This is a genomic window from Streptomyces sp. NRRL B-1347 (assembly GCF_000720325.1).
Lineage (GTDB): Bacteria > Actinomycetota > Actinomycetes > Streptomycetales > Streptomycetaceae > Streptomyces.
Genome location: NZ_JOJM01000022.1, coordinates 129,934 through 153,626, shown reverse-complemented (window position 1 = coordinate 153,626; position 23,693 = coordinate 129,934). Strand labels below are relative to the sequence as shown.

Sequence of the window (23,693 nt, the reverse complement as noted above, 5' to 3'; positions counted from 1 at the left end):
TCCAGCCCCTCCGGCGTTCGCGGACGAGGGGCGGAGCCCCGGCAGGGTCAGGCCGGCTTCAGGCCCGGGTTGCCGGCCTCCGTGACGAAGGACGCCGCCGTCGTGAGCGGGGCGCCGGGCGTCGTGACGGCGGAGACCGTCTTGAAGTCGGCACGGGCCTCGTCGCGGCCCAGGGCGACGGTCACGTAGCCCCGGCGCCCGTTGTAGAACTTCAGGTGCGGGTTGGCCTTCGTGTACGTCTCCCAGTTGGCGGGCCGCTCCGCGCCGTCCTTGCCGCTGGCGATGGACGTGGCCACGATCTCCGTACCGACGATCTTCGACGACGGCTTGTCGAAGTCGTCGAGGATGTCGAAGGCGTAGCCGACGTGCACGTCGCCGGTGAGGACCACGAGGTTCTCGACGTCGGCGGCCCTGGCCCCGGCCAGGACCCGCTGCCGCGAGGCCGCGTAGCCGTCCCACGCGTCCATGCTGACCTTGGCGACGGGGTTCAGGTCGAGCTTGCGCTGGGAGAAGGTGACCTGCTGCGGGACGACGTTCCACAGGGCGCGCGAGCGGCGCCAGCCGTCGATGAGCCAGCGCTCCTGGCCGGCGCCGGTGATGGTCCGCTTGGGGTCGAGCGACTCGGGCCCGGGCACGTGCGCCCCGTCGCCGTACGCCTGGTCGGACCGGTACTGCCGGGTGTCGAGGATGTCGAACTGCGCGAGCCGTCCCCAGCCGAGGCGGCGGTAGAGCTGCATGTCGGGCCCGGCGGGCCGCTGCGGGCGGCGCAGCGGCAGGTTCTCCCAGTACGCGCGGTACGCGGCGGCGCGGCGCAGGAGGAACTCCTCGGGCGGGTTGCCGTTCTCGTCGAGGTCGTCGGCGTAGTTGTTCTCGACCTCGTGGTCGTCCCAGGTGACGACGAAGGGGTGCGCGGCGTGCGCGGCCCGCAGGTCGGGGTCGGTCTTGTAGAGCGCGTACCGGCGGCGGTAGTCGTCGAGGGTCTGCGTCTCGCGGTTGAAGACGTCGGGCAGCACCCGGTCGGTGTACTTGCGGGCGCCGCCGACGGAGTTCACGGCGTACTCGTAGAGGTAGTCCCCGAGGTGGAAGACGACGTCGACGTCGTCATCGGCGAGGTGCTTGTACGCGGTGAAGTAGCCGTCGTGGTACGCCTGGCAGGACACGGCGGCGAGGGTGAGGGAGCCGGTGCGGCTGTGCGGGTGCGGCGCGGTGCGGGTGCGGCCGGTGTCGGAGGTCCACTTGCCGGCGCGGAAGCGGTAGTAGTAGGCGCGGTCCGCGTCGAGGTGGTCGACCTGGACGTGCACGGAGTGGTTGAACTCGGGGTGCGCGGTCGCCGTGCCGCGTCTGACGCCGCGGCGGAAGCGGGGGTCGCGGGCCAGCTCCCAGTGGACGGTGACGCGTTCGGCGGGCAGGCCGCCGTTCTCCGCGTACGGCTCGGGCGCGAGCCGGGTCCACAGGAGGACGGAGTCGGGCTGCGGGTCTCCGGACGCGACGCCCAGGGTGAACGGGTCGTCGGAGACGCGTGCGGCGTCGAGCTCGGCGGCGCCCGCGACACCCGCCGTGGGCAGGTTGGTGGCGAAGGCGAGCGCGGCGGCCGCGCCGGTGCCGGTCAGGAAGCGACGGCGGCCCAAGTGGCGTGCCGCGGCGCGGAGTTCGGGTGCGTGCTGACCTGAAGCTGACATGTGCCCCTCCCCGGACAATGGCTGTACGGTGCATTGGAGTGCTGAGGGACGACGATGGACTGTCGCGTACACAACAGCCATATGTCGAGCAGATGATGTCCGAGTTGCGGACCCTCCCGTACGCTGCGGGGCCATGAACGCTGAGCGAACGGCATCCCCCCGGGCCCGACGGACAGACCCTCAGGACCAGCGGACGGACCCTCAGGAGGCCCCGGACGCAGCCTCCGAGGCAGCCCCGGAGGCGGCTCCGGAGGCCGCCGCGAAGACGGCCGTGGTCACCGGCGCGGGCTCCGGAATCGGCCGGTCCGTCGCCGTGGAACTGCTGCGCGCGGGCTGGTCCGTGGCGCTCGCGGGCCGCAGGGACACCACGCTGCGCGAGACGGTCGACCTGGCCGCGGCCGACCTGGGGGACGCCGTCCGCGAACGGGCGCTGTGCGTGCGGACCGACGTCTCCGCGCCCGACGACGTCGCCGCGCTCTTCGCCGCCGTGCGCGAGCGGTTCGGGCGGCTCGGCCTGCTCTTCAACAACGCCGGCACGTTCGGACCGGGGGGCGTGCCCGTCGAGGAGCTGCCGTACGACGCCTGGCGCCACGTCGTCGACACCAACCTCAACGGCGCCTTCCTGTGCGCGCAGGCCGCGTTCCGGCAGCTGAAGGAGCAGGCGCCGCAGGGCGGCCGGATCATCAACAACGGCTCGATCTCCGCGCACGCGCCGCGCCCGCACTCCGTCGCGTACACCGCGACCAAGCACGCCCTCACGGGCCTGACCAAATCCCTGTCCCTGGACGGGCGTCCGTACCGCATCGCCGTCGGCCAGATCGACATCGGCAACGCGGCGACGGACATGACCGCGCGCATGCGCTCCGGAATCCTCCAGGCCGACGGGGACGTCGCGGTCGAGCCGGTGATGGACGTGGCCGACGTGGCGCGCACGGTGCGGCACATGGCGGAGCTGCCCCTGGAGGCGAACGTGCAGTTCGCCACGGTGCTCGCGACCACGATGCCGTATGTGGGGCGGGGCTGAGGGCTGCACGCCGGGGAGCGCCCCGTAGGGGCGCGGGGCTGTGTCTGTGTGCGGCTCCGCCGCGTGGGCGCGACCAGCCACGACGAGGCCGCAGATGTCCGACGTGATGGCGCGGCACATCCGTACCGCAGCGGGCTTCACCATGCCCGCTCGGGCGCGGAACCGCCCTGCGCCGAGCGGCGGATGACGCCCCTACGGATTTCGGACGAACTGGGGACCAGACTCTGGGCAGCCGCCGGGATCCGCCCTCGGGGCCCGCGGCCAGCCGCTAGGCTCGGCAGCTCTCCACGGAAACTTCACAGACGGAGCACACGTTGCGCATTCGTTCTGCGGCCACGGCCGTCCTCGCCGCCACCGCACTCACGGCCCCGCTGCTCGCCGCGGGCCCGGCGTCCGCGGCCCCGCGCCACCAGGGTGGTCTGCACCTCGGCTTCATCCAGTACGACAGCCCCGGCCGGGACACCACCGCCAACGCCTCGGTCAACGGCGAGTGGGTGAACATCCACAACAACAGCCGCAACCCGATCCAGCTCAAGGGCTACAAGCTGAAGGACGCCAACTACACCTACACCTTCGGCAGTTACAAGATAGGCGCGGGCAAGACCGTGAAGGTCCGCACCGGCCGGGGCACCGACGCCGCCGGCGTGCGCTACTGGGGCCGCGGCTGGCACGTGTGGAACAACACCAGCGACAAGGCCCGGCTGATCAAGCCGAACGGCTCGCAGCTCGACTCCTGCTCCTGGACCACCCGCGACCGGGGCACCAAGAACTGCCACTGAGCCCGGGCGGGCCCGCACGCACACCGCCGTGCGGCCGGGAATGCTCCCGGCCGCACGGCAGTTATCGTCTGATCATGAACACACCGAACCAGCATGCCCAGACCACCGACGTCCTGCGCTACACGGCCTTCGCCACCGACCCCGACGGCGGCAACCCGGCCGGAGTCGTCCTCGACGCCGACGGACTCGACGGCGCGCGGATGCTGGCGATCGCCGCGGACCTCGGCTACAGCGAGTCGGCGTTCGTGACGCCGGGGCCCGCCGGGGCCGGGCCCGAGGGCCGCTCCTTCACCGTGCGGTACTTCAGCCCGCAGGCGGAGGTCCCCTTCTGCGGCCACGCCACCGTGGCGACGGCCGTCGCCCTCGCCGAGCGCGACGGGCCCGGCGACTTCGTGTTCGCGACGCAGGCCGGCACCGTGCCGGTCACCGTCGCCGAGGCCGGAGGGACGCTGCGCGCCACCCTCACCAGCGTCGAGCCGAAGGTGAGCGAGGCCCCCGCGGCCGACGTCACCGAGGCCCTCGCCGCCCTCGGCTGGGCGGCGGGCGACCTCGACGCACAGCTGCCGCCGCGCATCGCCTTCGCGGGCGCCCGGCACCTGGTCCTCGCGGCGGCCACGCGCGAGCGGCTCGCCGACCTGGACTACGACTTCGAGCGGCTGAAGTCCCTGATGCTGCGGCTCGACCTGACGACGGTCCAGTTGGTCTGGCGGGAGACCCCGTCCGTCTACCACGTGCGGGACCCGTTCCCCGTCGGCGGCGTCGTCGAGGACCCCGCGACCGGTGCCGCCGCGGCGGCGTTCGGCGCCTACGCGCGCGAGCTCGGCCTGGTCCCCGCCGCGACGGAGCTGACCCTCCACCAGGGCGTGGACATGGGGCGCCCCGGGCTGCTCACGGTGACGCTGCTCGAAGGGGACGCCCGGGTGCGCGTGTCGGGCGCGGCGGTACGCATTCCCGGCTGACGGCCACCGACGCCCCGCGCCCCCGGGTCCCGGCCCCGGCCCCGGCCCCGGTTCAGGCCTGACCGGTCTCGAACCGGGACACCTTCCCGCCGTCCACCGTGAACTGCCACTTGGTGCGCATCGCGCCCCAGGTGTCGTTGCGGTAGTTGGCCACGAGGGTGAGGCCGTCGTCCGCCTCCGACTCGACGTCCATGTGGCCGTTCGAGGAGAACACCTCGCGGTCCAGCCACTCCTGGAGGTTCCGGTCGGAGCCGTCGTCGGACATGGTCGCGCCGGGGGTGAGCAGGCCCGCCACGGCGGACTGGTCGCCCGCGTTCAGGGCGGTGACGAAGTCCCTGACCGTCGGGTCGCTGAGCTGGTTCACCGGAATGGTCATGCGTCCACGGTCACACCGGGGCACCGGTCCCGCCACCGGTGCCCGTACGGTCGGTGACCGCCGGGCCCGCTCCCTCGCGGGTTCCGCGGCCGCTCACCCGGACGGCGGGCCGCACCGCGTGGGCGGGGCCGTCCCGGTGGACGGTGGGAGGAAGCGCGGGGTGCCTCTCCACGAGGCGCCCCCTCGTCCCGAGCCCGCCCTGGAGCCCGCCGTGACCTGTCGCCGTTCCCACCCCTGCGCCCGCCCCGACCGGCGCGACATCGGGCTGCTGCTGCTCCGCACCGGCACGGGCGCGGTGCTCGCCGCGCACGGCTCGCAGAAGCTGCTCGGCTGGTTCGGGGGCGGCGGGATCGAGGGCACCGGCGCCTTCTTCGAGTCCGTCGGCTACCGGCCGGGCAAGGTCAACGCCGTGCTCGCGGGGCTCGCGGAGGCGGGCGGGGGCGCGCTGCTCGCGCTCGGCCTCGCCACCCCTGCGGCCGGGGCCGCGGCGGCGGGGGCCATGGCGGGGGCGGCGCCCGTGCACGCGCCCAACGGCTTCTTCAACCAGGGCGGCGGCTTCGAGTACCCGGCGGTCCTCGGCCTCGTCTCGGCGGCGCTCGCGGTCACGGGGCCGGGACGGCTCTCCGCCGACCACGCGCTCGGCGACGCCCTCAACCGGCCCTGGATGGCACCGGCCGCGCTCCTCGCGACGGGGGTCGCGACAGCCGCGCTCGTGGCTTCCCGGAGACGGGCCTTGCGGGACGACGAGGCCTGACGATTGGATCTTTCAGCCCCTCCGGCGTTTGAGGAGCGGGGTCCGGGGCGGAGCCCCGGTTCGGGAAGGGGCGGGCCCGGGGGCGCCCCGCGAGGGACAAAACCCCGTGCGGCCCCGGCGCCCGACCGGTTAGCGTCGCGCCCCATGACCTTCGCAGACGCCCCGCCCCGCCTCACCCGCCTCACCTTCCACGGCCCCTTGTCCGAGGCCAGGGCCGCCCGCATGGTGGCGCGGGTGGCCGGGGCGCTGCGGGCCGCGGAGCGGCCCACCGTGCTCGACCTCGGCTGCGGCTGGGGCGAGCTGACGCTGCGGCTGCTCGCGGCGGTGCCCACCGCCACCGCCGTCGGAGTGGACCTGAACGAGGAGGACCTGGAGCGGGGGCGGGCCCTGGCGCGGGCCCGGGGGCTCGCGGACCGCGTGGAGTTCGCGTCCGAGTCGGCTACGGACACCGCGCGCGGCCCCGCCGACGTCGTGCTGTGCCTCAGCTCCGGCCACGCCCTGTGCCCGGCCGACGCCGCGCCCCCGTACACCGCGGGCGCGCTGCGCGCCCTGCGCCGCCTGGTGCGGCCCGGTGGGCGCGTCGTCCTCGGCGAGGGGTTCTGGCAGCGCACGCCGACGGCGGCGGAGCTGGCCGCGATGTGGCCGGACGCCCGCACCGACGAGCACCTGTACCTGGGCGACCTGACGGACGCGGCGGTCGCCGCGGGGTTCCGGCCGGAGTGGGTGGAGACGGCGAGCGACGAGGAGTGGGAGGAGTTCGAGGCCGCGTATCTGGCGGACGTCGAGGTGTGGCTGGCCGCGAACCCCTCGCATCCGCGGGCGGCACGGGCGCGCGAGCGCGCGGACCGGCACCGCGCGATCTGGCTGCGCGGCTACCGCCGCGTGCTCGGCACCGCCTATCTGACGCTCGTCCCCGTGGACTGAGCCCCGCCGCCGGGCGGTCCGGTGCGGCTCGGCGGTTGCGGCGAGGCGCTCAGCCCCGCCCGAACCAGTGCTCGGCCAGCGCGTCGAGCGTCGGCTCGGGCGGGGCGGGCAGCTCGCGCAGGTACCAGGGCAGGTTGCTGTAGACGTGCAGCAGGGTGAGGGCGAGCAGCTCGCGGGGCTCGAAGGCGCGGCCGTACGCCGTCGTGAGGCGGGTCAGGAGCCGGGGGTCGGCCCGGGTGACGAAGAGGCCGACGGCCACGAAGTCGTACGCCGGGTCGCCGATCATCGCGGGCTCGAAGTCGAAGAGCCCGGTGAGCTCCCAGCCGCCGGGCGCGGGCGCGGCGAGCAGGTGCTCGCGCATGAACTCGGTGTGCAGCAGGGCGCGCCGGGCCCCGGCGGCGGGCGGCTCCACCGCGTCGAGGAAGTCCGGAATCTGCTCCAGCCAGTGCTCGGGGAGGTGCCGCGCGCGCTGCCGCTCGACCGCGCCCGCCCGCTGCCGGGCCAGGAACGCGTCCCAGTCGCCGGGCCCGATGGCGTCCGCGAGCGGCGCGTGGTCGAGGGCGTGCAGCGCGGCGAGCGCCTCCCCCGCCCGCTCGGCGAGCCGCTCCCGGTCGGCCGCGGGCACGCGCGGCCAGGCGTGGTGCAGGCCCTCGCCGGGGAGCCGGGACATCAGGACGTAGCGCCAGCCGTTCTCGTACGGGCCGAAGGAGTGGACCCGGGGGGTCGCGACGGGGAGGCGGCCGTGCACGTGGGCGAGGACGCGGGCCTCGGTGACGCCGTCGTCGGCCGACGCGGCGGGGAAGAGCTTGAGCACGAGCTCGTCGCCGACGGCGTAGACGGGCTGGGAGCCCTCGCCGAAGCGGGTCAGCGGCGCCCCGGCGACGCCGAGCCGGGCGCACAGGTCCTCGGCGCCGGGCCGCATCACGGCCTCGTCCGGGACGATCGCGTCCCATTCCTCGTCGGTGTGCACGGGGGGCAGCATGATCGGCAAGGTAGGCGGGCGCGGGCGCGGCGGCAACGGGATTACGGGCGAGGGCGCCGCCGCCCGCCGTCCGGGCGGCGGCGCCCCTGCGGGGCGGGTCAGAAGACGAACGGCCCCGGCTTCTGCGCCGACGTCGCGTTGCAGTTCACGGTGATGCCGAAGACCACGATCTTGAGGGACTTGGCCGCGAGGCTGTCGCCGGGGGCGACGGTGCCGTTGAGCGGGCCGCTGGAGATGGGGCTGCCCGCCGGTATGGCCGGGTTGGCGTTGCCGGTGAAGGTGGTGGTGCCGGTGCCGTTCTTGGTGAGGGTGAGGGTGGAGTTGACCGCGCCCGCGCCGACGTTGATCGGTGCGGTGATCGCGGACGTGGAGAGCTCGATGGTGGCGCTGGTGCCGTTCTGCGCGGCCTTGAGGGTCGCCGCGCCCGCGCCGAACGAGCCGCACTCGAAGTCGATGGTCGCCGTCTGGGGGTCGACGGCGGCGGAGGTGGGGGCGAGCACGAGGGCGGTCAGGGTGAGCGCGCCGGTGCCGAGTGCCGAACAGAGGACGAGTCTGCCGTGCCTCATGGAATGGCCTGCCTTCGCATGGGGGGAGTGTGGGGTGCCGCCTCGCTGAACACGCCCCGCACCACGGCGGCTGACGGCGTGTCAGCGATTTGGGTTGGAGGCATTGAGACATGGGTCCCCGGAGGTAGCAAGGGACACTCTCTTGATTTTTGACATGTCACGACCAAAACCGGTCGAGCCACCGGCACTCGGCACTCCGCCACCTGGCGCACGCGCCGGAGTGAACACCGTGAACGCGCCCCGTCGTGCGATGAACACACCGGTGAACGGCTACCATCGCCAGAACCGTCAAGGCGGCGCACCGCTCCCCCGGGGCCTCGGCCGCACCGCCACGACCACCACCGCGACCCGACCTGGAGGGCTCCCCGTGTCCGAACCGCGCCTGGGTGTGGCCATCGTGACCATGGGCAACCGGCCCAAGGACGTCGACGCCCTCCTGGAGTCCGTCGCCAAGCAGGACGTGCCGCCCGCCCGGGTCGTCATCGTGGGCAACGGCACCGAGCTGCCGGACTTCCCCGCCTACCCCGGCGAGGTCACCACGATCGCGCTCGACGAGAACCTGGGCTGCCCCGGCGGGCGCAACGTCGCCCTCGCCCGGCTGCGCGAGTTCGGCGACGTCGACGTGGCGATCGAGCTCGACGACGACGGGCTGCTCGTCGACCCCGACGTGTTCCGCACCGTCCGGCGCCTGTTCGCCGAGGACCCGCGCCTCGGCGTCGTCGGCTTCCGCATCGCCGACGAGCACGGCGAGACCCAGCGCCGCCACGTGCCGCGGCTGCGCGCCAAGGACCCGATGCGCCGGGGCCTGGTCACGTCCTTCCTCGGCGGCGGCCACGCCTTCTCCATGGAGATGCTGGCGCGCACCGGCGACTGGCCCGCCGACTTCTTCTTCACCCACGAGGAGACCGACCTCGCCTGGCGCGCGCTCGACGACGGCTGGAAGGTCCTGTACGAACCGGCGCTGCTGCTCCAGCACCCCAAGACGTCCCCCGCCCGGCACGCCGTCTACTACCGGATGACGGCCCGCAACCGCGTCTGGCTCGCCCGGCGCCGCCTGCCGCTGCTCCTCGTCCCCGTCTATCTGACGGTGTGGACCCTGCTCACGCTCCTGCGCACCCGGTCGCTCGGCGGCCTGCGCGCCTGGGCGGGCGGCTTCGTCGAGGGCTTCCGGACGTCGGGCGGCGAGCGCCGCCCGATGAGCTGGCGGACGGTGTGGCTGATGACGAGGCTGGGCCGCCCGCCCCTCATCTGACCGCCGCGACCGGGCTACGGCAGGAACGCCCAGACGAACGCCGCGAGGATCGGAAGGACCAGGACGTCGGTCCACTCCACCCGGAAGCGGCGCCGCACGGGAGCCGCCGCCGTGCCCTCGGCCCGCCGCACCGCGTGCCGCAGCTCCCGCCGCGCGGTCTCGGCCCGGCGCCCGTCGAACACCGAGCGCGTCATCGCCCACGGAAGCACCGTGCCGACGCCCTCCAGGTGCAGCGCCCCGCCCCGGCCCGCCCGGCCCAGCAGCCGCACGTCGGCCAGGCACGCCTCGTACACGAAGAACGGGTTGCGGATCACCAGCCGCTGCTCGTCCCACGCCACGGACGGCGTGAGGCCGGTGCGGACCAGGACCCAGGTCACGCCCGCCGGCAGGGCGAGGGCCAGGGCGACGTCCCAGGCGTCGCGCGGTCCCCCGCCGCCCCCGAACCCGCCGCCCCCGAAGAGGAACTGGACGGCGACCACCGCCATCATCGCGACGATCGCCCAGGAGGCCCGCCGCACGGGCCTGTTGGTGTAGTGCATGTGCTTGTACGCCTCACGTTCTCGGGCCGCCCGGCGGGGGCGCCGCGCCTGCGCGCGGCACCCCCTGACCGGGCGGACTGCCTCTAGCAGTACCGCATCTTCCAGCTCATCCCGCAGGTGAGCGTGCCGGTCCACACGTTGCCCCCGTAGGACCACGCCGTCCTGCGGTACGAGAACCGCTTGGCGTGGCGGCCACGGCCCGCGGCGTGCTTGCCGCCCCGGGCGAAGCCCTTGCTGGACTTCCACCAGGACCCGGCGGCGAAGCGGCCCGCGCCGACGCCGACAGCGGTCCAGGCCGCCGACTTGGCCGTCGACCTCCAGTACTTCTTCGTCCGCCACTTGCCGCCGCGGCCGTCGGCGGCGGAGGTCGCGGCGAACACGGCGACGCTGGCGATCGCACAGGTGCCGGCCGAGGCGACGATGCACGCCGCCGTCGCGCCGTACCCGGCGTACGTCCGCCAGTTCTTGCGGACGTTGCGGCCCACCCGCTTCAGGCCGCGCTTGACCTTCTTCCACCACTTGCCGTCGAGGTCGAAGCGGTTGACCGGGTCACCGCCCACGTATTCGTAGGCGTTGTTGCCGCCGCCGTAGACCGGGTCGACGGACAGGAAGCGGCCGGTCGCCGGGTGGTACAGGCGCACGCCCATCAGCGTGAGACCGGTGAGGGTCTCGGCCGAACGCTGCTTGCCGCCCAGCCAGTTGTAGCGGGTCGGGGCCTGCCCTGCGCGCGGGTTGCCGTACTCGTCGGAGTCGAGCGCGACCACCGCCCGGCTCTTGTCGAGGGGCAGCTGGAGCGCCACGTCGCCGTGGACGGAGGTGAGCTGCAGCACCGCGTTGCCGGTCTTGTCCGTCGTGGCGGCCAGGTCTCCGGACGCGGAGTCCACCATGCGGGTCAGGGCGCCGGTGGCGGTGTCCTCCACGATCCAGCGGGGGTTGTCGCCGTCGCTGTCGTAGTGGTTGACCTTGGACTGCTCCTTGGTCCAGGTGGTGCCGGAGCCGGACTCGACCGTCCAGGAGCGGAACCGCAGGGCGGCGTCGAGCTGCCAGGTCTGCCGCTTGCCGCCCTCCGTCTGCCGGTGCACCAGGTCGTTGGCGTAGTAGCCGAGCGAGCCGTTGCCGGGGGCCGCCGTGGTGCGGCCGAAGGCGTCGTAGGCGTAACCCGGGTCGACGATCCGGTCGGCGCTGTCGTAGGTGTGCTTGGCGGTGGTGCCTCCCGAAGCGGGGCAGTCGGCGCCGGGCGTGCCGGTCGCGGTGGTCAGGGAGGTGCGGTTGGCGCGCGCGTCGAAGCCGTAGGCGCGGCGCGTGCACACCGTCTCCGCGGTGTCCTCGACGGTGGTGAGGCGCCCGGTGGCGTCGTAGCGGTAGCTCTGCCCCGACAAGGCCGCGTGCTCGGTGACCTGGCCGTGGACCGACTTGGTCACGGTGTCGGAGTAGACGGTCGTGCCGTCGCCGTCCCGCGTGTAGGTGCGGTCCGTGACCGCCCCGGAGGTGTCCTCGGTCTGCGTGAGGGTGTAGCCGCCGGGCAGCTTCTCGCTCGCCACCGAGCCGTCGGCGTCGTACGCGGCCTGGAACGTGCCCGCGACGGAGTCGACGGTCTTCGTGGCCAGGCCGCGGGGCTCGGCCGCGGTGTCGTAGGTGTACGTGACGGTGGACGGCGCCGTGTCGGTGACCTTCACGGGCCGGCCGAGCAGGTCGTACTCGGTGGTCGTGGTGCCGCCGTCGGCGTCGGTGTACGCGATCTGGCGGCCCAGCTTGTCGAACGTCTTGGTGAGGCTGCCGCCCGTGGGCGACGTCGTCCGCACCGCCTGTCCGGTGGCCGGGTCGTACGCGGTCGTGGACTCCGGGACCTTCTCGCCGGTGCCGCCGGTGACGGCCACGCCGGTCTGGCGGCCCGCGTCGTCGTACGTGGTCGTGGTCGTGCGGGTCACGCCGTTCGCGGTCTCGGTGACCTTCGCGGGGCTGCCCCACCAGTCGTACTCGGTGGTGGACGTCGGCAGCTGCTTGGGCTGGCTGCCGCCGGTGACGTCGCCGCCCGGCGAGACCTCGCAGACCAGGTCGGCCCACTCCGGGCGCCCGGCGCACCGGCCGCTGCCCGTCGCCGACCAGTAGCTGGTCACGCGCGTCCCGGCGTCCGAGCCGTTCGCGCCCGGGAGGAGCTGCTTGACGACCCTGCCCTGGGCGTCGTACTCGGTGGTCGTGGTGAGCGCGAGCCCGCCCGGGTCCTGGATCGTCTTCGCGGGCTGGCCCTTGGCCCAGTCGAACACCGTCTGGGTCACGCGGCTCTCGCCCATGACCCCCGGGTGCTCGCGCACCTCGGCGCCCGTCGTGACCTTGGTGACCTGGTCCTTGACCTTGGCCGTGCCGTCCGAGGGACGCCCGGCGTCGTACTCGTTGACCGTCCTGGCACGCGCGGCCACCGACGTGCCCGCCGGGACCAGCGTGGTGGCGCCCGACTTCAGGTCGGCCGTCAGGTCGACGCGCCGCAGCGGGCCGAGCTCCTCCAGCTCGCGGGTGCCGTTGTCGTTGTACAGCGAGCGGGTGGCGAGCAGGTCGGCGCGCTCCGCCGGGGTGAGCCCTGCCAGGCCCAGGTCGGCCTGGACGGCCTTGTCGGCGGCGGTCAGGCCGAGGGCGACCGCGCGGTTGGCGGCGCTCAGCTCGCGCACCGCGTTGCCGAAGCGGTCGGACTCGGTGGTGGTGAGGTGGCCGCCGGGCGTCGCCGTGTTGACCTCTCGGCCCGACACGCCCAGGTAGTGCACGTCGGCCCGGCGGTACGCGGCCGCGGTGAGCTCGTCGCCGGAGTGCGCGGACGGCACGGCGTCGGCGGGCAGGACCGCCGCCGCGTCCGTCGGGGCGTCGAGCTGGCCCCACGCCTTCACGTCGGACGCGCCCATCTTGTACGGGGCCTTGGCGCCGGTCAGCGGCACGTCGTAGACGACGGATGTGCTCGCGGTGCCCTCCTGCGTGCCGGTGGTGCCCGGCTTCAGACCGGAGCGGGACGCCTTCAGGAGCATGCCCTCACCGGCGGTCGCGGCGCTGCCCGCCTTGCCGTACGTGAAGGTCCAGGGCAGTTCGCCGGGCGGGGTGTACGTGGTGACCCGGCCCGCCCCGTCGTAGTCGTAGGCGGACTTCAGGGCCGGGCTGATCTGCGGGTTCCAGGCCTGGCGCAGCCGGCCTGCGCCGTCGTAGGCGTACTTCTGGACGGACTTGGCGGTGGCCTCGGCGGCGCCGGGGGCGGTGGCCCACAGGCGCAGCTCCCTGACCCGGCCCTCGTGGTCGCCGAGGGTCTCGCCGGACGCGGTCGTGCGGTCCGCGTACACGAACTCAAGGACGCGGCAGCCCTTGGTGGCCGGGGTGGCGGTGCAGGCCGCGGCGGACGCGGCCGACGTCGGCGCGACCACGCGCTTGGGCCGGGCCAGCTTCTTGCCGTCGACGGTCACGGACTCGGACACGATGGTCGTCGTGGAGTTGGCGAGCCCGTCGAGGAGGGTGCTGGACACCTGCCAGGTGGTGGCGGCGGAGTCGGTGCGGGTGAACTCGGTGACGGTGCCCTCGGTGTCGGTGAGGGTGAACGAGCCGGTGACGCCGCCCTTGAGGGTGAGGTCCTCGGAGCCGGGCTCCGGGATCCAGGCGCTGTTGGCCGCGTTCGCGGTGAAGTGGGTCTCCTCGCCCTCGGCGTCGACGACGGCCACGGCCGTCGCGGAGATCTTCCGCAGGTGCGAGAAGTCCGAGTCGGTGAGCTCGGCGGCGGTGCCCGCCACCCACTCCTTGCCGAAGATCGGCGCCTGGTTCTCCTGTCTGGCGCCCTTGTCGGGGGTCCGCGACGAGGCGGTGCGGCTCACCGACAGGTCGAACGCGGAGGCGTCCGTGGCGGACAGGGTGTGGTCACCGGTGAGCAGGTTCACCGAGCCGGGGCCCGTCTCGGCGGTCGCGGCGTCGCCGGCGTTCCGGTCGACGACGACGGCGAGCGGCGCGGTGCTGCCGGTGGCGCCCTTCGGCCCGGTGAAGTCGGCCTTGACCTGGACGCTGCCGTCGGGGTCGACGGTGTCGGTGGCGTTCCACACCAGCCTGTCGCTGCGGCCCCCGGTCAGGTCCACGGGCCAGCCGCCGAGCGGGCTGCCGCCCGCGCTGACGTCCTTGGCGGGGATCCGCACCCAGTCGTCGGCCTCGGCGCGGCGCCACGAGAAGGACACCTTGTCGAACTTCTCCCCGTCGGCCTCCGCGAGGAGCGGAAGGCGGCGTGCGGTGCGCTCGCCCTCGGCGGGCCGCACGAAGCCGCCGGGCCCCGCGTGGAAGGTGTACTCGATGGCCTCGGACTTGTTGTCGGCCTTGTCGGCGGCGCGTACCTGGAGGGTGTGCGTGCCGTCCTTCGGCGGGGTGACGGAGATGTTCTTCGCCGCGCCCGCGCCGCCGGTGGGCTCCTTCGTCCACGTCACCCCGTCCAGGGACCACTCCAGCCAGTGGTGGTCGGAGCCGGGCGGCGTGACGGTGAACGTGCCGGGCTTGCCCGCGCCCTTCACCCAGGCGTCCTTCGGGTAGTCCGTGGACGTGACCTTCGTGGGCGCGGACGGCGCGGAGGTGTCGACCGTGAAGGTCTTCCACGCCGACCAGCCGGTGTTGTAGTGCGCGTTGTCGTACGGAGACGTACGGAACTTGTACGTCTTTCCGTGCGCGAGCACGCCCGACGGCACGGTCACCGACGCGACCTGCCCCGACGGCACGTACTTCGACACCAGTACGTTGCCGACCTGCTTGTCGGTGGCGGTGTCGAAGATCTGGAAGGTGCCGTTGACCTTGTCGCCGTCCGCGTCGGTGAAGGTGTCGCGGAGCGTCGGGGTGAGGCTGTTCACCACGTACGCGCCGCCGTAGGAGAAGTACGGCGGGCCCGCCTCCTGCTTGGTGCCGGTGCGCGGCCGGTAGTTGTAGGTGACGGTCAGCTTGGGCGGGCGGGTCGCGGCGTTCGCGGAGTTGACCCGCTTCCACTGCGCGACCACGGTCTCGTTCGCCGCGCGCAGGCCCATGTGCCCGCGGGCGGCCTTCGCCGAGGCCCACTCCTGGACGAGGGCCGTCACGTCGGCGTTGATCCAGCCGTCGGGCGCGCCGGTACACGCCGGGTTGCCGCGCGTCTCGTTCGACGTCGCCTTCTTCGCGGTCCACCCCGGCTGCGCGGTCCAGCGCGAGGAGGTGGACGCGGCTCCCGCGGACCACACCTCCCACGGCTGGGCCTTGCAGTCCTTGTCGTTGGCGGAGTGGAAGTTCCACAGCGAGAGCTCGGCGTCCATGACGAGCGCGTCCTGGACCGGCCGGGTGTCCCAGGAGATGAAGGAACGCGCCGTGCGCGGCGTGCCGTTGGCGTTCTTCGTGCCGGGGTTGCCGAAGTCGAGCTCGGTGTCGGTGGACCAGTCCCGGGTCTCGCCCTGCTGGACGTACGTGTCGAAGACGTTGGCCAGGGCGGAGGTCGACGGGTCGACGGTGACGGGGTACTTGGTCTTCGGGTCGGCGAGGAACTCCGCGTCCGGGGTGACGACGAGGTCGACGCCGCCCTTGACCTCGACGGCCTTCATCGCCACCGGGGCGCGGCGGGTGTGCTCGCCGGAGACGGGGTCGACGGTGGCGTCCCACATCACGGGCGCGGGCATGACGGCCCGCTTCTTGTCCTTCTTGCCCCGGCGCTCGGTGAACGTGAGGCTGCCGTCCTTGTGCTGCCGGACCTTGAGGCCCTTGGCGCGCAGGGGCAGCGTGTAGCCGTAGTCCTTCTCGGCGGGCTTGCGCTTGATGTCCACGAACTGCTCGAAGCCGGTGCGGGTGGCCTCGACCACCACGTCGGCGCCGGGCACGGCGTTCTCGTACGTGGCGCGGGTGCCGTCCAGCTTCGGCACGGGCAGGCCGCCCTTCCACCGGAGCGTGATGCGCTGGTCGCCCTCGCCGAGGGTGACCAGGTCACGGGCGGCGCCGTCCTGGTCCATGCGGGCCAGGCGCTTGCCGCCGGGCGCGCCGAGCTCCAGGCCCCGGGGGTGGGCCTTCGGCTCCACGGACCCGTCGTCGTTCTTCACCAGGTCGAGGTCGACGTCCCGCCACTTGCCGGTCCCGTCGTCCTCGAACCGGGTGGGTCCCGCGGTCAGTTCGGTGGTGAGGCTGCCGTTCGGGTTGGCCCAGGTCGTCGACGTCTCCGTGCGCTCCGAGAGGGCCTCGATCCGCTTGCCGTGCAGGCGGGCGGTGACCCGGGCCGACGCGATGTCCGCGGCGGTCGTGGCGGTGGGCTCGGCCGCCTTGGCCGCGGCGGGCTCCGCGGGCGCCGCCGTCGCGGCCTCGGCGCCGTACAGGCACGACACGGCCATGAGCAGCGCGAGGCCGGTGGCGAGCGGCTTCGGCCCGGTCCCGTCGCCGAACCGTCGGCGTCTTCGGTACCCGGTGTCCTCGGGCACGGGCGCGTGTTCGCTGCGGTGGTGCACAGTCTCCCCTTGGTGTGGGTGCGGTGGTGGTGGCTGTGGGGGGGGGTGTGGGGTCTGGGCGCGGCACTCCGCGGAGGCGTGCACGCGGGCAGCACGGCATCGCCGAGCGGCGGTCGTACGGGGCCGTCGGCGGGGTCCAGCGGGTGGACGGGCTAGGGCTCGATCAGGCCTGCCCTGATGGCGTACCGGGTCAGGGCGAGCCGGTCGCGCAGGCCGAGCTTGTGGAGCAGGTTGGCGCGGTGCCGCTCCACGGTCTTGGCGCTGATGGTCAGCAGGTCGCCGATCTCCTTCGAGGTGTGCCCCTCGGCGACGAGCTTCAGGATCTGTTCCTCCCGGTCGGTGATCGCCTTGCGGGGCAGCGCCCGGCCCTGCCGCAGCAGGTCGAGGTACTTGCGGATGAGGGTGCTCTCCGCGCCCGGGTAGATGAACGGCTCGTTGCGCATCGCGGCCCGGCAGGCGGCGACGAGGTCGCGGTCGGCGACGGACTTGAGCACGTACCCGCACGCTCCGGCCCTGAGGGCCTCGAAGAAGTACTGCTCGTTGTCGTACATGGTCAGGATCAGGATGCGGGGCCCGTCCGGCAGCCGGGACAGCTCCCGGGCCGCCTGCAGCCCCGTGAGACGCGGCATCGCCACGTCGAGCACCACGAGATCCGGCCGCACCTCCCTGGCCAGCGCGAGCGTCTCGGCCCCGTCCCCCGCCTCGGCCACCACGGAGAGGTCATCCTCCCCGTCCAGGATCAGCCGCACCCCGCGGCGGACCAAGGCGTGGTCGTCAGCCAGCAGGATCCGCGTGGCGGCGGAAGCGGAAGCGGTCGCGGTCGCGCCGGTCATGCGGGGCCTTCAGGGGCGTCGGAGACGTACGGGACGGGGGGCACGGCTGGGTGGTCGGGTGCGGCGGGACTCGCGACGGAACGCCCCGTCGCGGCGGGCGCGGCGGATGCAAGGGACGCGGCGGATGCGGCGGCGCGGTCGGTCCCGGCGCGGCGGTCGGTCCCGGCGCGGCGGTCGGTCCCGGCGGGGCGCGTGGTGGTGCGGCCCGCCGGGATCCAGAGGCGTACGACCGTGCCCGTACCGGCCCTACCGGCCCCCGCCGGGTCCGCCCCCACCGTCAGCCGTCCCCCGAGGAGCAGGGCGCGCTCCCGCATGCCCCGGATGCCGGAGCCTTCCGCGGCGTCGCGCAGGCCGCGGCCGTCGTCGCGGACGATCAGTTCCACCCCGTCCCGTACGCACCGCAGGGCCAGCTCGGCCCGGCCGGTGCCCGCGTGCCGCGCGGTGTTGGTGAGGGCCTCCTGCGCGACGCGGTACACCACGAGTTCGGCCTCCCCGTCCAGGCGGGGCAGGCCGGGGTCGAAGCGGTCGCGGACGGTGAGCCCCGACTCGCCGAACTCCCCGGCGAGGGACTTCAGGCCGCTCACCAGGCCGAGGTCCTCAAGGACGCCCGGCCGCAGCCGCCGCGCGATGCGCCGGATCTCGTCGAGGCTGCCCCGGGTGGTCTCCTGCGCGGCCCGGAGCTCCTCGCGCAGCGGCTCGGGCGCCCGGTCGGCCGCGCGCTTGACCTGCAACAGCACGGCGGTGAGGGTCTGCCCCACCTCGTCGTGGAGCTCCCGCGCGACCCGGCGGCGCTCGGCCTCCTGGGCGGACAGGGCGCGGGCGCTGCTGGTGGCGCGCTCGCTCTCGAGCCGGTCGAGCATGGCGTTGTAGGTGCCGATGAGCTGGGCCACCTCGCCGTGCCCCGCGACGGCGGTCCTGGCCCCGGGCCGCAGCAGATCGGCGGCGGCCATGGCCCGGCTCAGCCGCTTCAGCGGGGCGAGCCCCACCCGGAGCAGCACGGCGTTGGCCACGAGCATCGCCACGACCCCGCCGAGCACGACGAGCGCCTCACCGAGCAGCACCGGGCTGGACACGGTCACCATGGGGCTGAGGAGCAGCAGCGCGGCGACGACGAGCACGACGGCGTTCATCGAAAAGATCCGCCAGAACAACGACACCGCACTCCCTCTCTCCTACAACAGCACCCCTATCCTCCCGGACCGGACGCGGCCGATGTATCCCGTCGAACCGGACCAGTTTGGGCAGACGGCGGCCCGGAATCCATCCGTGGTGACACCCATTTCGGGGCGGTGACACCGGATTGCGGGGCGTTACGGAGTGACGTACTCCACATCGGAGCAGCGCGGCCATCGCCGGGGCGGCGGCTCGGGGCCCTACGCCGCCCGACCGTGCAGAGAGCACCTACGGAAACAGCGAGGCAGGGAACGACTACGCATCCGGCCGTCGACGCCTCTCAACCCAAGCTTCCGCCGACTCCGCCATGGCCGTCAGCCAGGGAACGTGCGGGTCCCGTCCAGAGAAGTAGCGGTGCATCCGAAGACTGGCCAGGGCGAACGCGTCGATGGCCCTCGGGTCGGCACTCGTCCAAGCCGAGCACCGGGAAGCCCAGCCTTCGGCAGATTCCGGCGTGTGCCCGGCCGCGATGAGCTGCACGACGAGACAGCCGGGGTCGATGAACGCCGCTCCCCGGGTGGGCCACGACCAGTCCACCACCCACGTTCCTCGTTCACCGATGATGATGTTGCTGGGGTTGATGTCCGAATGGACCAGGGTGTTCCCACGGAAGAGAGCCGCCTCAGAGGCGCTGGTGGCGAACCTGTCCCACCGGTCCTCCGACCAGCCCTTCGCGGCCTCAGGAAGTCCCAGTCCTGCGATGCGGTCCAGGGTCTCGATCACCGCGCTCAGGTCTGACGATCCCTTCTCGAAACGCGATGCCCTACCTTCGATGACTTCGAACCCGAGGATGATCCACCCGTCCTCGTCACCGCCCGCGCTCCACACCAACGATGGGGAGAGGGGCTGGACGAACGGATTGATCGCCTGTTCCCGGAGAAGGGAGTCCTTCCGCCCTCCGGGAACGTTGAACATGGCCTTGACGAAGAACCGGCCCTTCTCACCTTCGACGACCGCGGCGAAGTCCGAACTGAATCCGCGGGCCGGAGTCCGGACGTGACCGACTGCCCCCGTGTGCGGGTGGATCAGTTCCTCAAAGTGCGAGTCGGGAAGGCCGGTCATGCCAATTCTCCTCGTGCGTCAGTTCCTGGGCTTGCATTCGCTGGGCGGGGTCCCTGGGCGGCACGCGGCGTTCGGTTCGCAGCGTGGGTCGCACGGATTCTGGGGGACACAGTCGGGACGACATGCCTTCGTCTTCTCCTTGCCCCGGCGTGCGCCTTCGATGGAGGCGACCGCCCAAGCCAGCGCGGGGCCGCTCAGGATAGAGGCCAGCGAGGCGTCCTGGACGTTGCCAACACCCATCCAGGTGGAGAAGACACACGGGGACACCTCACCGTTGGGGCCGATCGAGGCCCTGCGGTCACCGCACATGCCGCACAGGTTCGAGGCGTCCGGTTCCTGACCACCGCCTCCCCGTCCGAACTCGCGGATCCGGTCGGCGCCGATCTCCTCCACGCCCATCATCCGAAGGTCGCGCTTCGCGGTCCAGATCTGTCGCTTCCTGTTCCCGACGACGCCGGCACGGATCGGGATGTCCAAGCTGATCGCCTTGGCGATGTTGTCGCGAGTCCTGGCGTGGCTCGGGCGACGAGTGACCTGGTTACGCCTCGCGGGCTTGTTCGAGTAATACGAGGTGGCAATCGACATGCCCTCCCGCTGAAGCACGGCCCACCAACGCTCCGAGACGTGAACCAGGTTGCTGTAGACCTCCACCTTCATATCGAGAGCCAGAGCGCGCTCCGCTACCTCTATCGCGTGGGGGTACAGCGTTGGCTCTCCACCGATCAGCGTGACATTGCTGACGCCGATCTCCGCCGCCTGGCCCAGCACGCTGAACCAGTCGTTCCGGGTCATCGTGCCGTGGTCACCGTCCGGTCCGGACGAGTTGTAGCAATGCCCGCAATTGAGCTGGCACCTGCGAGTCACGTCGAGCCACAGCGACTCGGCGCCAGGAGTTCCTTCCCGCTTCGCTCCGATGGGCGTCACATGCCGTCCTTCCCTCGTAGGGCTACCGCACTTGTCCCTCCCCTTACGTGTCGGTCGCTCCGCAAGAGGTCGGGCGATTCCCCCGCTCGGACCCGCGCCGGGGCCGCTGAGCGAGCCGTACCGTCCGGCACAACCGGACGGGAATCGTGGCTACGCGGTGGCGGCCTCGCCGAGCACGTAGAGCGGCTGCTTCAGGCCCCACGCGCGTGCCTTCGCAGCGTTGCGGATCCGCCGGGCTTGATACGGGAACGCGAACTGGTGCAGTCGGCTCAAGGGCACCCAGGTCAGGGCTGCGAGCTCGTCTCGGGCCGCGTCCGGCAAAGTGACCGCCGCGGCCTCCGCAACCGACAGCTGTCCCCCGTCGCACACGAAATTGATGCCTTCGGTGCTCGTGCCTTCCTCGCTCTCCGGGACCTGATCGGTACAGAGGTAGTGCGAGATCGGACGCCGCAGCCCTGTCTCTTCCAGCAGCTCACGGGCCGCGGCGGCGGCAATGTCCTCGCCCTCATGCGCGTTCCCGCCCGGCAGCTGCCACCCAAGCCGTTTCCCGGCGTGCTTGTACTTCGGCTTGACCATCAACACCTCGTCCCCCTCGTTGAGGACGAAGACCAGACATCCGAGCCGCCTCGGAGGCTGGTCGGTCGGGTCCATGTCGCCGTGCATCATTGCTCCTATTTCGTTGTGTCGAGGCTGAGTCACGAAGAACGGGTGAGGGCGAGTGCCATGAGCAGGACGGCGCTGACGATGAAGCACACTCCGGCGATGACCGCCGTAACTGCGCAGCAACCAGGCCCAGGGGTGTGGGGCTTCGCGGCCATCACAGCTCGAATGCCGTGAGATCGACCTGATCGGCTGCGGCAAGCTCGTCCACCGACACAGCCGGGCTCAAGTTCTTGCGCTCGGCGTCCCAGGCGAGCCCGGCCCGGGAACGGAGCTGAACGAAGGGCCCCTCTGCGTCCATGACCCTGCCGACAGACCGCTTCGCCGAGTCGTAGACCATCTGCCCCCGGTCCGGGTTCACAGGAGTCCCTCCAGGCCCTCTTCGACGGTGCGCAGGATCCGTGGCGTTGCCGGATCAAAGGTCAGCGGCCACCAGTCCGGCGCCTGCGCCTGAATGCCACCGGCCCCTATGCGCGCCGTCAGCTCTTCGACGTCGCCCATCCACCCAAGGGCGGTCGTTTGCTGCTCATCGGCCATGGCGTCACTCCGTCTGATGATCGACCGCGATCCCCGGCGATCTCCCTTGCCTCTACGCAACCGCACGAGCACCCACAGCGGTACTGTGAGAGCCAAGCGGAAGTATGAAAGCCATGAACGCCGCACTGTCTGTGGGGAGTTGAAGACATGGCGAGGCGCACGCGTACGCCGAACTTGGGCTTAGAGAGACTGCTTGAGCAGACGAGATGGAGCCGTTCTCAGTTCGCGATCATCGTGAACCGACTCGGCGCGGAAGCCGGTTTGACGCTCCGCTATGACCAATCAGCCGTCTCCCATTGGGTTCGCGGTACGGTGCCAAATGCACCGGTCAGGCGCGTGATCCTTGAGGCGTTATCCCGAAAGTTGCAACGCCCCGTGACACACGCCGAAGCCGGGCTTCCGGTCGCACCGTCCGACCATGCCCCGCAGGGCGTCGACACCGTGGAACAACTTGTCGACCTAGGGAGGGCCGATATGGACCCCACGCGCCGTGGTGTCATTGCCGCAGGCGGACTGTTCTCCGCAGCATTGGCGGTTCCTCTGTTCGCCGACGTGGCGCACGCCGCGGAAGTTGCCCCGGTGACTCCTGGTAAGGCAACAGTTCGGATCGGTTCAGGTCAAGTCGAGTCAGTTCGTAAGATGACTGACAAGATTGCGGACATCCTCGACGAACTTGGGGGTGCCCACGCCCGTCCTATGGCGGCAGCCTCCTGGTCCACACAGTAGGCCCATGGCTTCGCGCTGAAGCTTCCGAGGCGGTCAGGAAGGACATGTACGCCGCGGCCTCTGACCTGACCTACCTGACTGGGTGGATGGCGATGTACGAACGAGATCACCGCACTGCTCAGGACTACTACACCCGGGCGCTGGAACTTGCGGGCCATGCGGATGATCACGTGACGTACTGCCGGACTCTGCGGGGAATGAGTCTCCAGGCAGCCAACCTTGGGTACGGGCCCCGCGCGTTGCAGCTTGCCGATTCGGCGGCTGAGGCCGCCCCGAAGGCCGGTCCACGACTCCGAGCGTTCCTCACCGGGCAGCAAGCCCACGCCGCCTCGATGGTCGGTGATCACAGGCGCGCGCGACGCCTGCTGACGGAGACCGAAACATCGCTCATGAAAGCGGATAGTCGTCGCGAGTCAATCGGGGGGTACGACCAGTCGGCGTACGCCTTCCACGTGTCCCACGTGCTGTACGAGGGGAAAGACCTCCCCGGCTCGATCGGGGCTCTCCAACAGGCACTGAAGGCGCAGCCCAAGAACGAACGTCAAGGCCGAGTCCACTTCAACGCTGTTCTAGCCCAACGACAGTTGCAACATGGACATCTGGACGCGGCATGCGAGTCGTGGGGGCGGTTCCTCGACGACTACGAACACATCTCCTCTGCGCGAGGGGACGAGCACTTTGAGACCATGCAACGCCGCCTGAATCCTCATGGACACTCACGATCAGTCAAGGCGCTATCCCCTCGAATTGCTGAAGTGGCAACGCTGAAGGGCTAGCCGCCTGCCCGGCCCCACCCCCTCCCCTCTTGGAAGGGGAGGGGCTGCCCAGTTCAGACAGGGTCGCACCGTGCGGTCGGTCACCGCGCCGCTCGGGTCATCGGGTCACCGAGCAGCACGGATCCGCTGACCGCTACAGAACACCAGATACCAGGCCGGGGCAGTCACACGGAGCGGGCCTCGCAGGTTAAGTCGGGCCCCTGGTCGGCTGAAATACCGCTTCAGGGGCGTGCCCCTAGTGAGGGGGCAGACGAGTCGGGCTGTACGCCGGGTTCTGTCGCCCGGGCGCCTCGCGGCGGCCGGGGAGACGGCCATCCATCTAGGGCCCACGTTGCCGTGGGCCTCGTGCGGTCTACCCGCGGACTCGGGCGGGCAGCCCTCGAACGTCCGCGCAGAGCGCGTTTCACGGCGCTCCTCTTGACCTTGCTCCAGGTGGGGTTTACCTAGCCGCCTGAGTCACCTCAGGCGCTGGTGGTCTCTTACACCACCGTTTCACCCTTACCGAGGGCCGGAGCCTTCGGCGGTCTGCTTTCTGTGGCACTGTCCCGCGGGTCACCCCGGGTGGCCGTTAGCCACCACCTTGCCCTGTGGAGCCCGGACGTTCCTCGGAGAGGTCCACAAGGACCTCCACGCGGCCGTCCGCCCGGCTCGTCTGCCGTGCCGACCATGGTACCCGCCGTGACCGGCCCCGCGGTGCCGAGGCCGCCGTGGCCAGGAAC

The 23,693-nt window shown here is 72.1% G+C and carries 18 protein-coding genes, 1 other RNA gene and 2 pseudogenes; 7 read left to right on the top strand and 14 right to left on the bottom strand.

Going from position 1 to position 23,693, the window contains the following annotated elements; translation table 11 throughout:
- Window positions 1-47: 47 nt before the first annotated feature.
- Window positions 48-1,679: an alkaline phosphatase D family protein gene (locus IG74_RS0120410; protein WP_030679008.1), complete on the bottom strand. Its 1,632-nt coding sequence runs from the start codon at window positions 1,677-1,679 to the stop codon at window positions 48-50.
- Window positions 1,680-1,812: 133 nt separating this feature from the next.
- Here IG74_RS0120410 and IG74_RS0120405 point away from each other — a divergent pair, with 133 nt between their 5' ends.
- The 3 genes from IG74_RS0120405 (at window position 1,813) to IG74_RS0120395 (ending at window position 4,441) form a co-directional block, all read left to right on the top strand.
- Window positions 1,813-2,703: an SDR family oxidoreductase gene (locus tag IG74_RS0120405; RefSeq protein ID WP_078868903.1), complete on the top strand. Its 891-nt coding sequence runs from the start codon at window positions 1,813-1,815 to the stop codon at window positions 2,701-2,703.
- Window positions 2,704-3,017: 314 nt separating this feature from the next.
- Window positions 3,018-3,482, top strand: a complete 465-nt coding sequence (locus IG74_RS0120400) for a lamin tail domain-containing protein (RefSeq protein ID WP_030679002.1) — start codon at window positions 3,018-3,020, stop codon at window positions 3,480-3,482.
- Window positions 3,483-3,556: 74 nt separating this feature from the next.
- Window positions 3,557-4,441 (top strand): PhzF family phenazine biosynthesis protein, encoded by an 885-nt coding sequence (locus tag IG74_RS0120395; protein WP_030678999.1) that lies wholly within the window; start codon window positions 3,557-3,559, stop codon window positions 4,439-4,441.
- A 52-nt stretch (window positions 4,442-4,493) separates the two neighbouring features.
- Here the strand turns inward: IG74_RS0120395 and IG74_RS0120390 are convergent, their stop codons facing one another.
- On the bottom strand, window positions 4,494-4,817 hold the full coding sequence (locus tag IG74_RS0120390) for a hypothetical protein (RefSeq protein ID WP_030678996.1): 324 nt from the start codon (window positions 4,815-4,817) through the stop codon (window positions 4,494-4,496).
- Window positions 4,818-5,028: 211 nt separating this feature from the next.
- Here IG74_RS0120390 and IG74_RS0120385 point away from each other — a divergent pair, with 211 nt between their 5' ends.
- Window positions 5,029-5,571 (top strand): DoxX family protein, encoded by a 543-nt coding sequence (locus IG74_RS0120385; protein ID WP_051855050.1) that lies wholly within the window; start codon window positions 5,029-5,031, stop codon window positions 5,569-5,571.
- A gap of 144 nt (window positions 5,572-5,715) precedes the next feature.
- Window positions 5,716-6,495 carry an SAM-dependent methyltransferase gene (locus IG74_RS0120380; protein WP_030678990.1) on the top strand — a complete coding sequence of 260 codons (780 nt, stop codon included), beginning with the start codon at window positions 5,716-5,718 and terminating at the stop codon, window positions 6,493-6,495.
- Between the two features lie 49 nt (window positions 6,496-6,544).
- Here the strand turns inward: IG74_RS0120380 and IG74_RS0120375 are convergent, their stop codons facing one another.
- Together IG74_RS0120375 and IG74_RS0120370 are read right to left on the bottom strand one after the other, a co-directional pair.
- Window positions 6,545-7,477 carry a phosphotransferase family protein gene (locus tag IG74_RS0120375; protein ID WP_030678987.1) on the bottom strand — a complete coding sequence of 311 codons (933 nt, stop codon included), beginning with the start codon at window positions 7,475-7,477 and terminating at the stop codon, window positions 6,545-6,547.
- A 98-nt stretch (window positions 7,478-7,575) separates the two neighbouring features.
- Window positions 7,576-8,043 carry a hypothetical protein gene (locus tag IG74_RS0120370; RefSeq protein ID WP_030678984.1) on the bottom strand — a complete coding sequence of 156 codons (468 nt, stop codon included), beginning with the start codon at window positions 8,041-8,043 and terminating at the stop codon, window positions 7,576-7,578.
- 367 nt (window positions 8,044-8,410) lie between these two features.
- Here IG74_RS0120370 and IG74_RS0120365 point away from each other — a divergent pair, with 367 nt between their 5' ends.
- Entirely contained in the window at window positions 8,411-9,295 is an 885-nt protein-coding gene (locus IG74_RS0120365; protein ID WP_030678981.1) for a glycosyltransferase family 2 protein, read from the top strand.
- 14 nt (window positions 9,296-9,309) lie between these two features.
- Here the strand turns inward: IG74_RS0120365 and IG74_RS0120360 are convergent, their stop codons facing one another.
- The 9 genes and pseudogenes from IG74_RS0120360 to IG74_RS0120320 form a co-directional block, all read right to left on the bottom strand.
- On the bottom strand, window positions 9,310-9,834 hold the full coding sequence (locus IG74_RS0120360; RefSeq protein WP_030678979.1) for a hypothetical protein: 525 nt from the start codon (window positions 9,832-9,834) through the stop codon (window positions 9,310-9,312).
- A gap of 83 nt (window positions 9,835-9,917) precedes the next feature.
- Window positions 9,918-16,169 carry a DNRLRE domain-containing protein gene (locus tag IG74_RS0120355; RefSeq protein ID WP_078868913.1) on the bottom strand — a complete coding sequence of 2,084 codons (6,252 nt, stop codon included), beginning with the start codon at window positions 16,167-16,169 and terminating at the stop codon, window positions 9,918-9,920.
- Between the two features lie 266 nt (window positions 16,170-16,435).
- The gene (locus IG74_RS0120350; protein ID WP_030678973.1) at window positions 16,436-17,116 is read right to left on the bottom strand and encodes a response regulator; all 681 of its coding nucleotides are present in this window, start codon (window positions 17,114-17,116) and stop codon (window positions 16,436-16,438) included.
- Window positions 17,117-17,325: 209 nt separating this feature from the next.
- Window positions 17,326-18,273, bottom strand: a pseudogene (locus IG74_RS0120345) (sensor histidine kinase); the annotation flags it as partial.
- 271 nt (window positions 18,274-18,544) lie between these two features.
- The gene (locus IG74_RS0120340) at window positions 18,545-19,351 is read right to left on the bottom strand and encodes a protein kinase (RefSeq protein ID WP_030678969.1); all 807 of its coding nucleotides are present in this window, start codon (window positions 19,349-19,351) and stop codon (window positions 18,545-18,547) included.
- A gap of 18 nt (window positions 19,352-19,369) precedes the next feature.
- Complete coding sequence (locus tag IG74_RS0120335) at window positions 19,370-20,215, bottom strand: radical SAM/SPASM domain-containing protein (RefSeq protein ID WP_234334389.1); 846 nt, start codon at window positions 20,213-20,215, stop codon at window positions 19,370-19,372.
- A gap of 210 nt (window positions 20,216-20,425) precedes the next feature.
- Window positions 20,426-20,941: an NUDIX domain-containing protein gene (locus IG74_RS48050; protein ID WP_051855049.1), complete on the bottom strand. Its 516-nt coding sequence runs from the start codon at window positions 20,939-20,941 to the stop codon at window positions 20,426-20,428.
- 151 nt (window positions 20,942-21,092) lie between these two features.
- Window positions 21,093-21,296, bottom strand: coding sequence for a hypothetical protein (locus IG74_RS0120325; protein WP_030678963.1), 204 nt, complete (start codon window positions 21,294-21,296; stop codon window positions 21,093-21,095).
- Window positions 21,293-21,472 (bottom strand): hypothetical protein, encoded by a 180-nt coding sequence (locus IG74_RS0120320; protein ID WP_030678961.1) that lies wholly within the window; start codon window positions 21,470-21,472, stop codon window positions 21,293-21,295. The genes IG74_RS0120325 and IG74_RS0120320 overlap by 4 nt, the downstream gene beginning before the upstream one ends.
- Window positions 21,473-21,619: 147 nt before the next feature.
- Here IG74_RS0120320 and IG74_RS46005 point away from each other — a divergent pair.
- Window positions 21,620-22,974, top strand: a pseudogene (locus tag IG74_RS46005) (hypothetical protein).
- Between the two features lie 247 nt (window positions 22,975-23,221).
- On the opposite strand, the gene rnpB reads toward IG74_RS46005, so the two are convergent.
- Window positions 23,222-23,625: RNase P RNA component class A (rnpB, locus tag IG74_RS48055), an RNA gene on the bottom strand.
- Window positions 23,626-23,693: the final 68 nt, after the last annotated feature.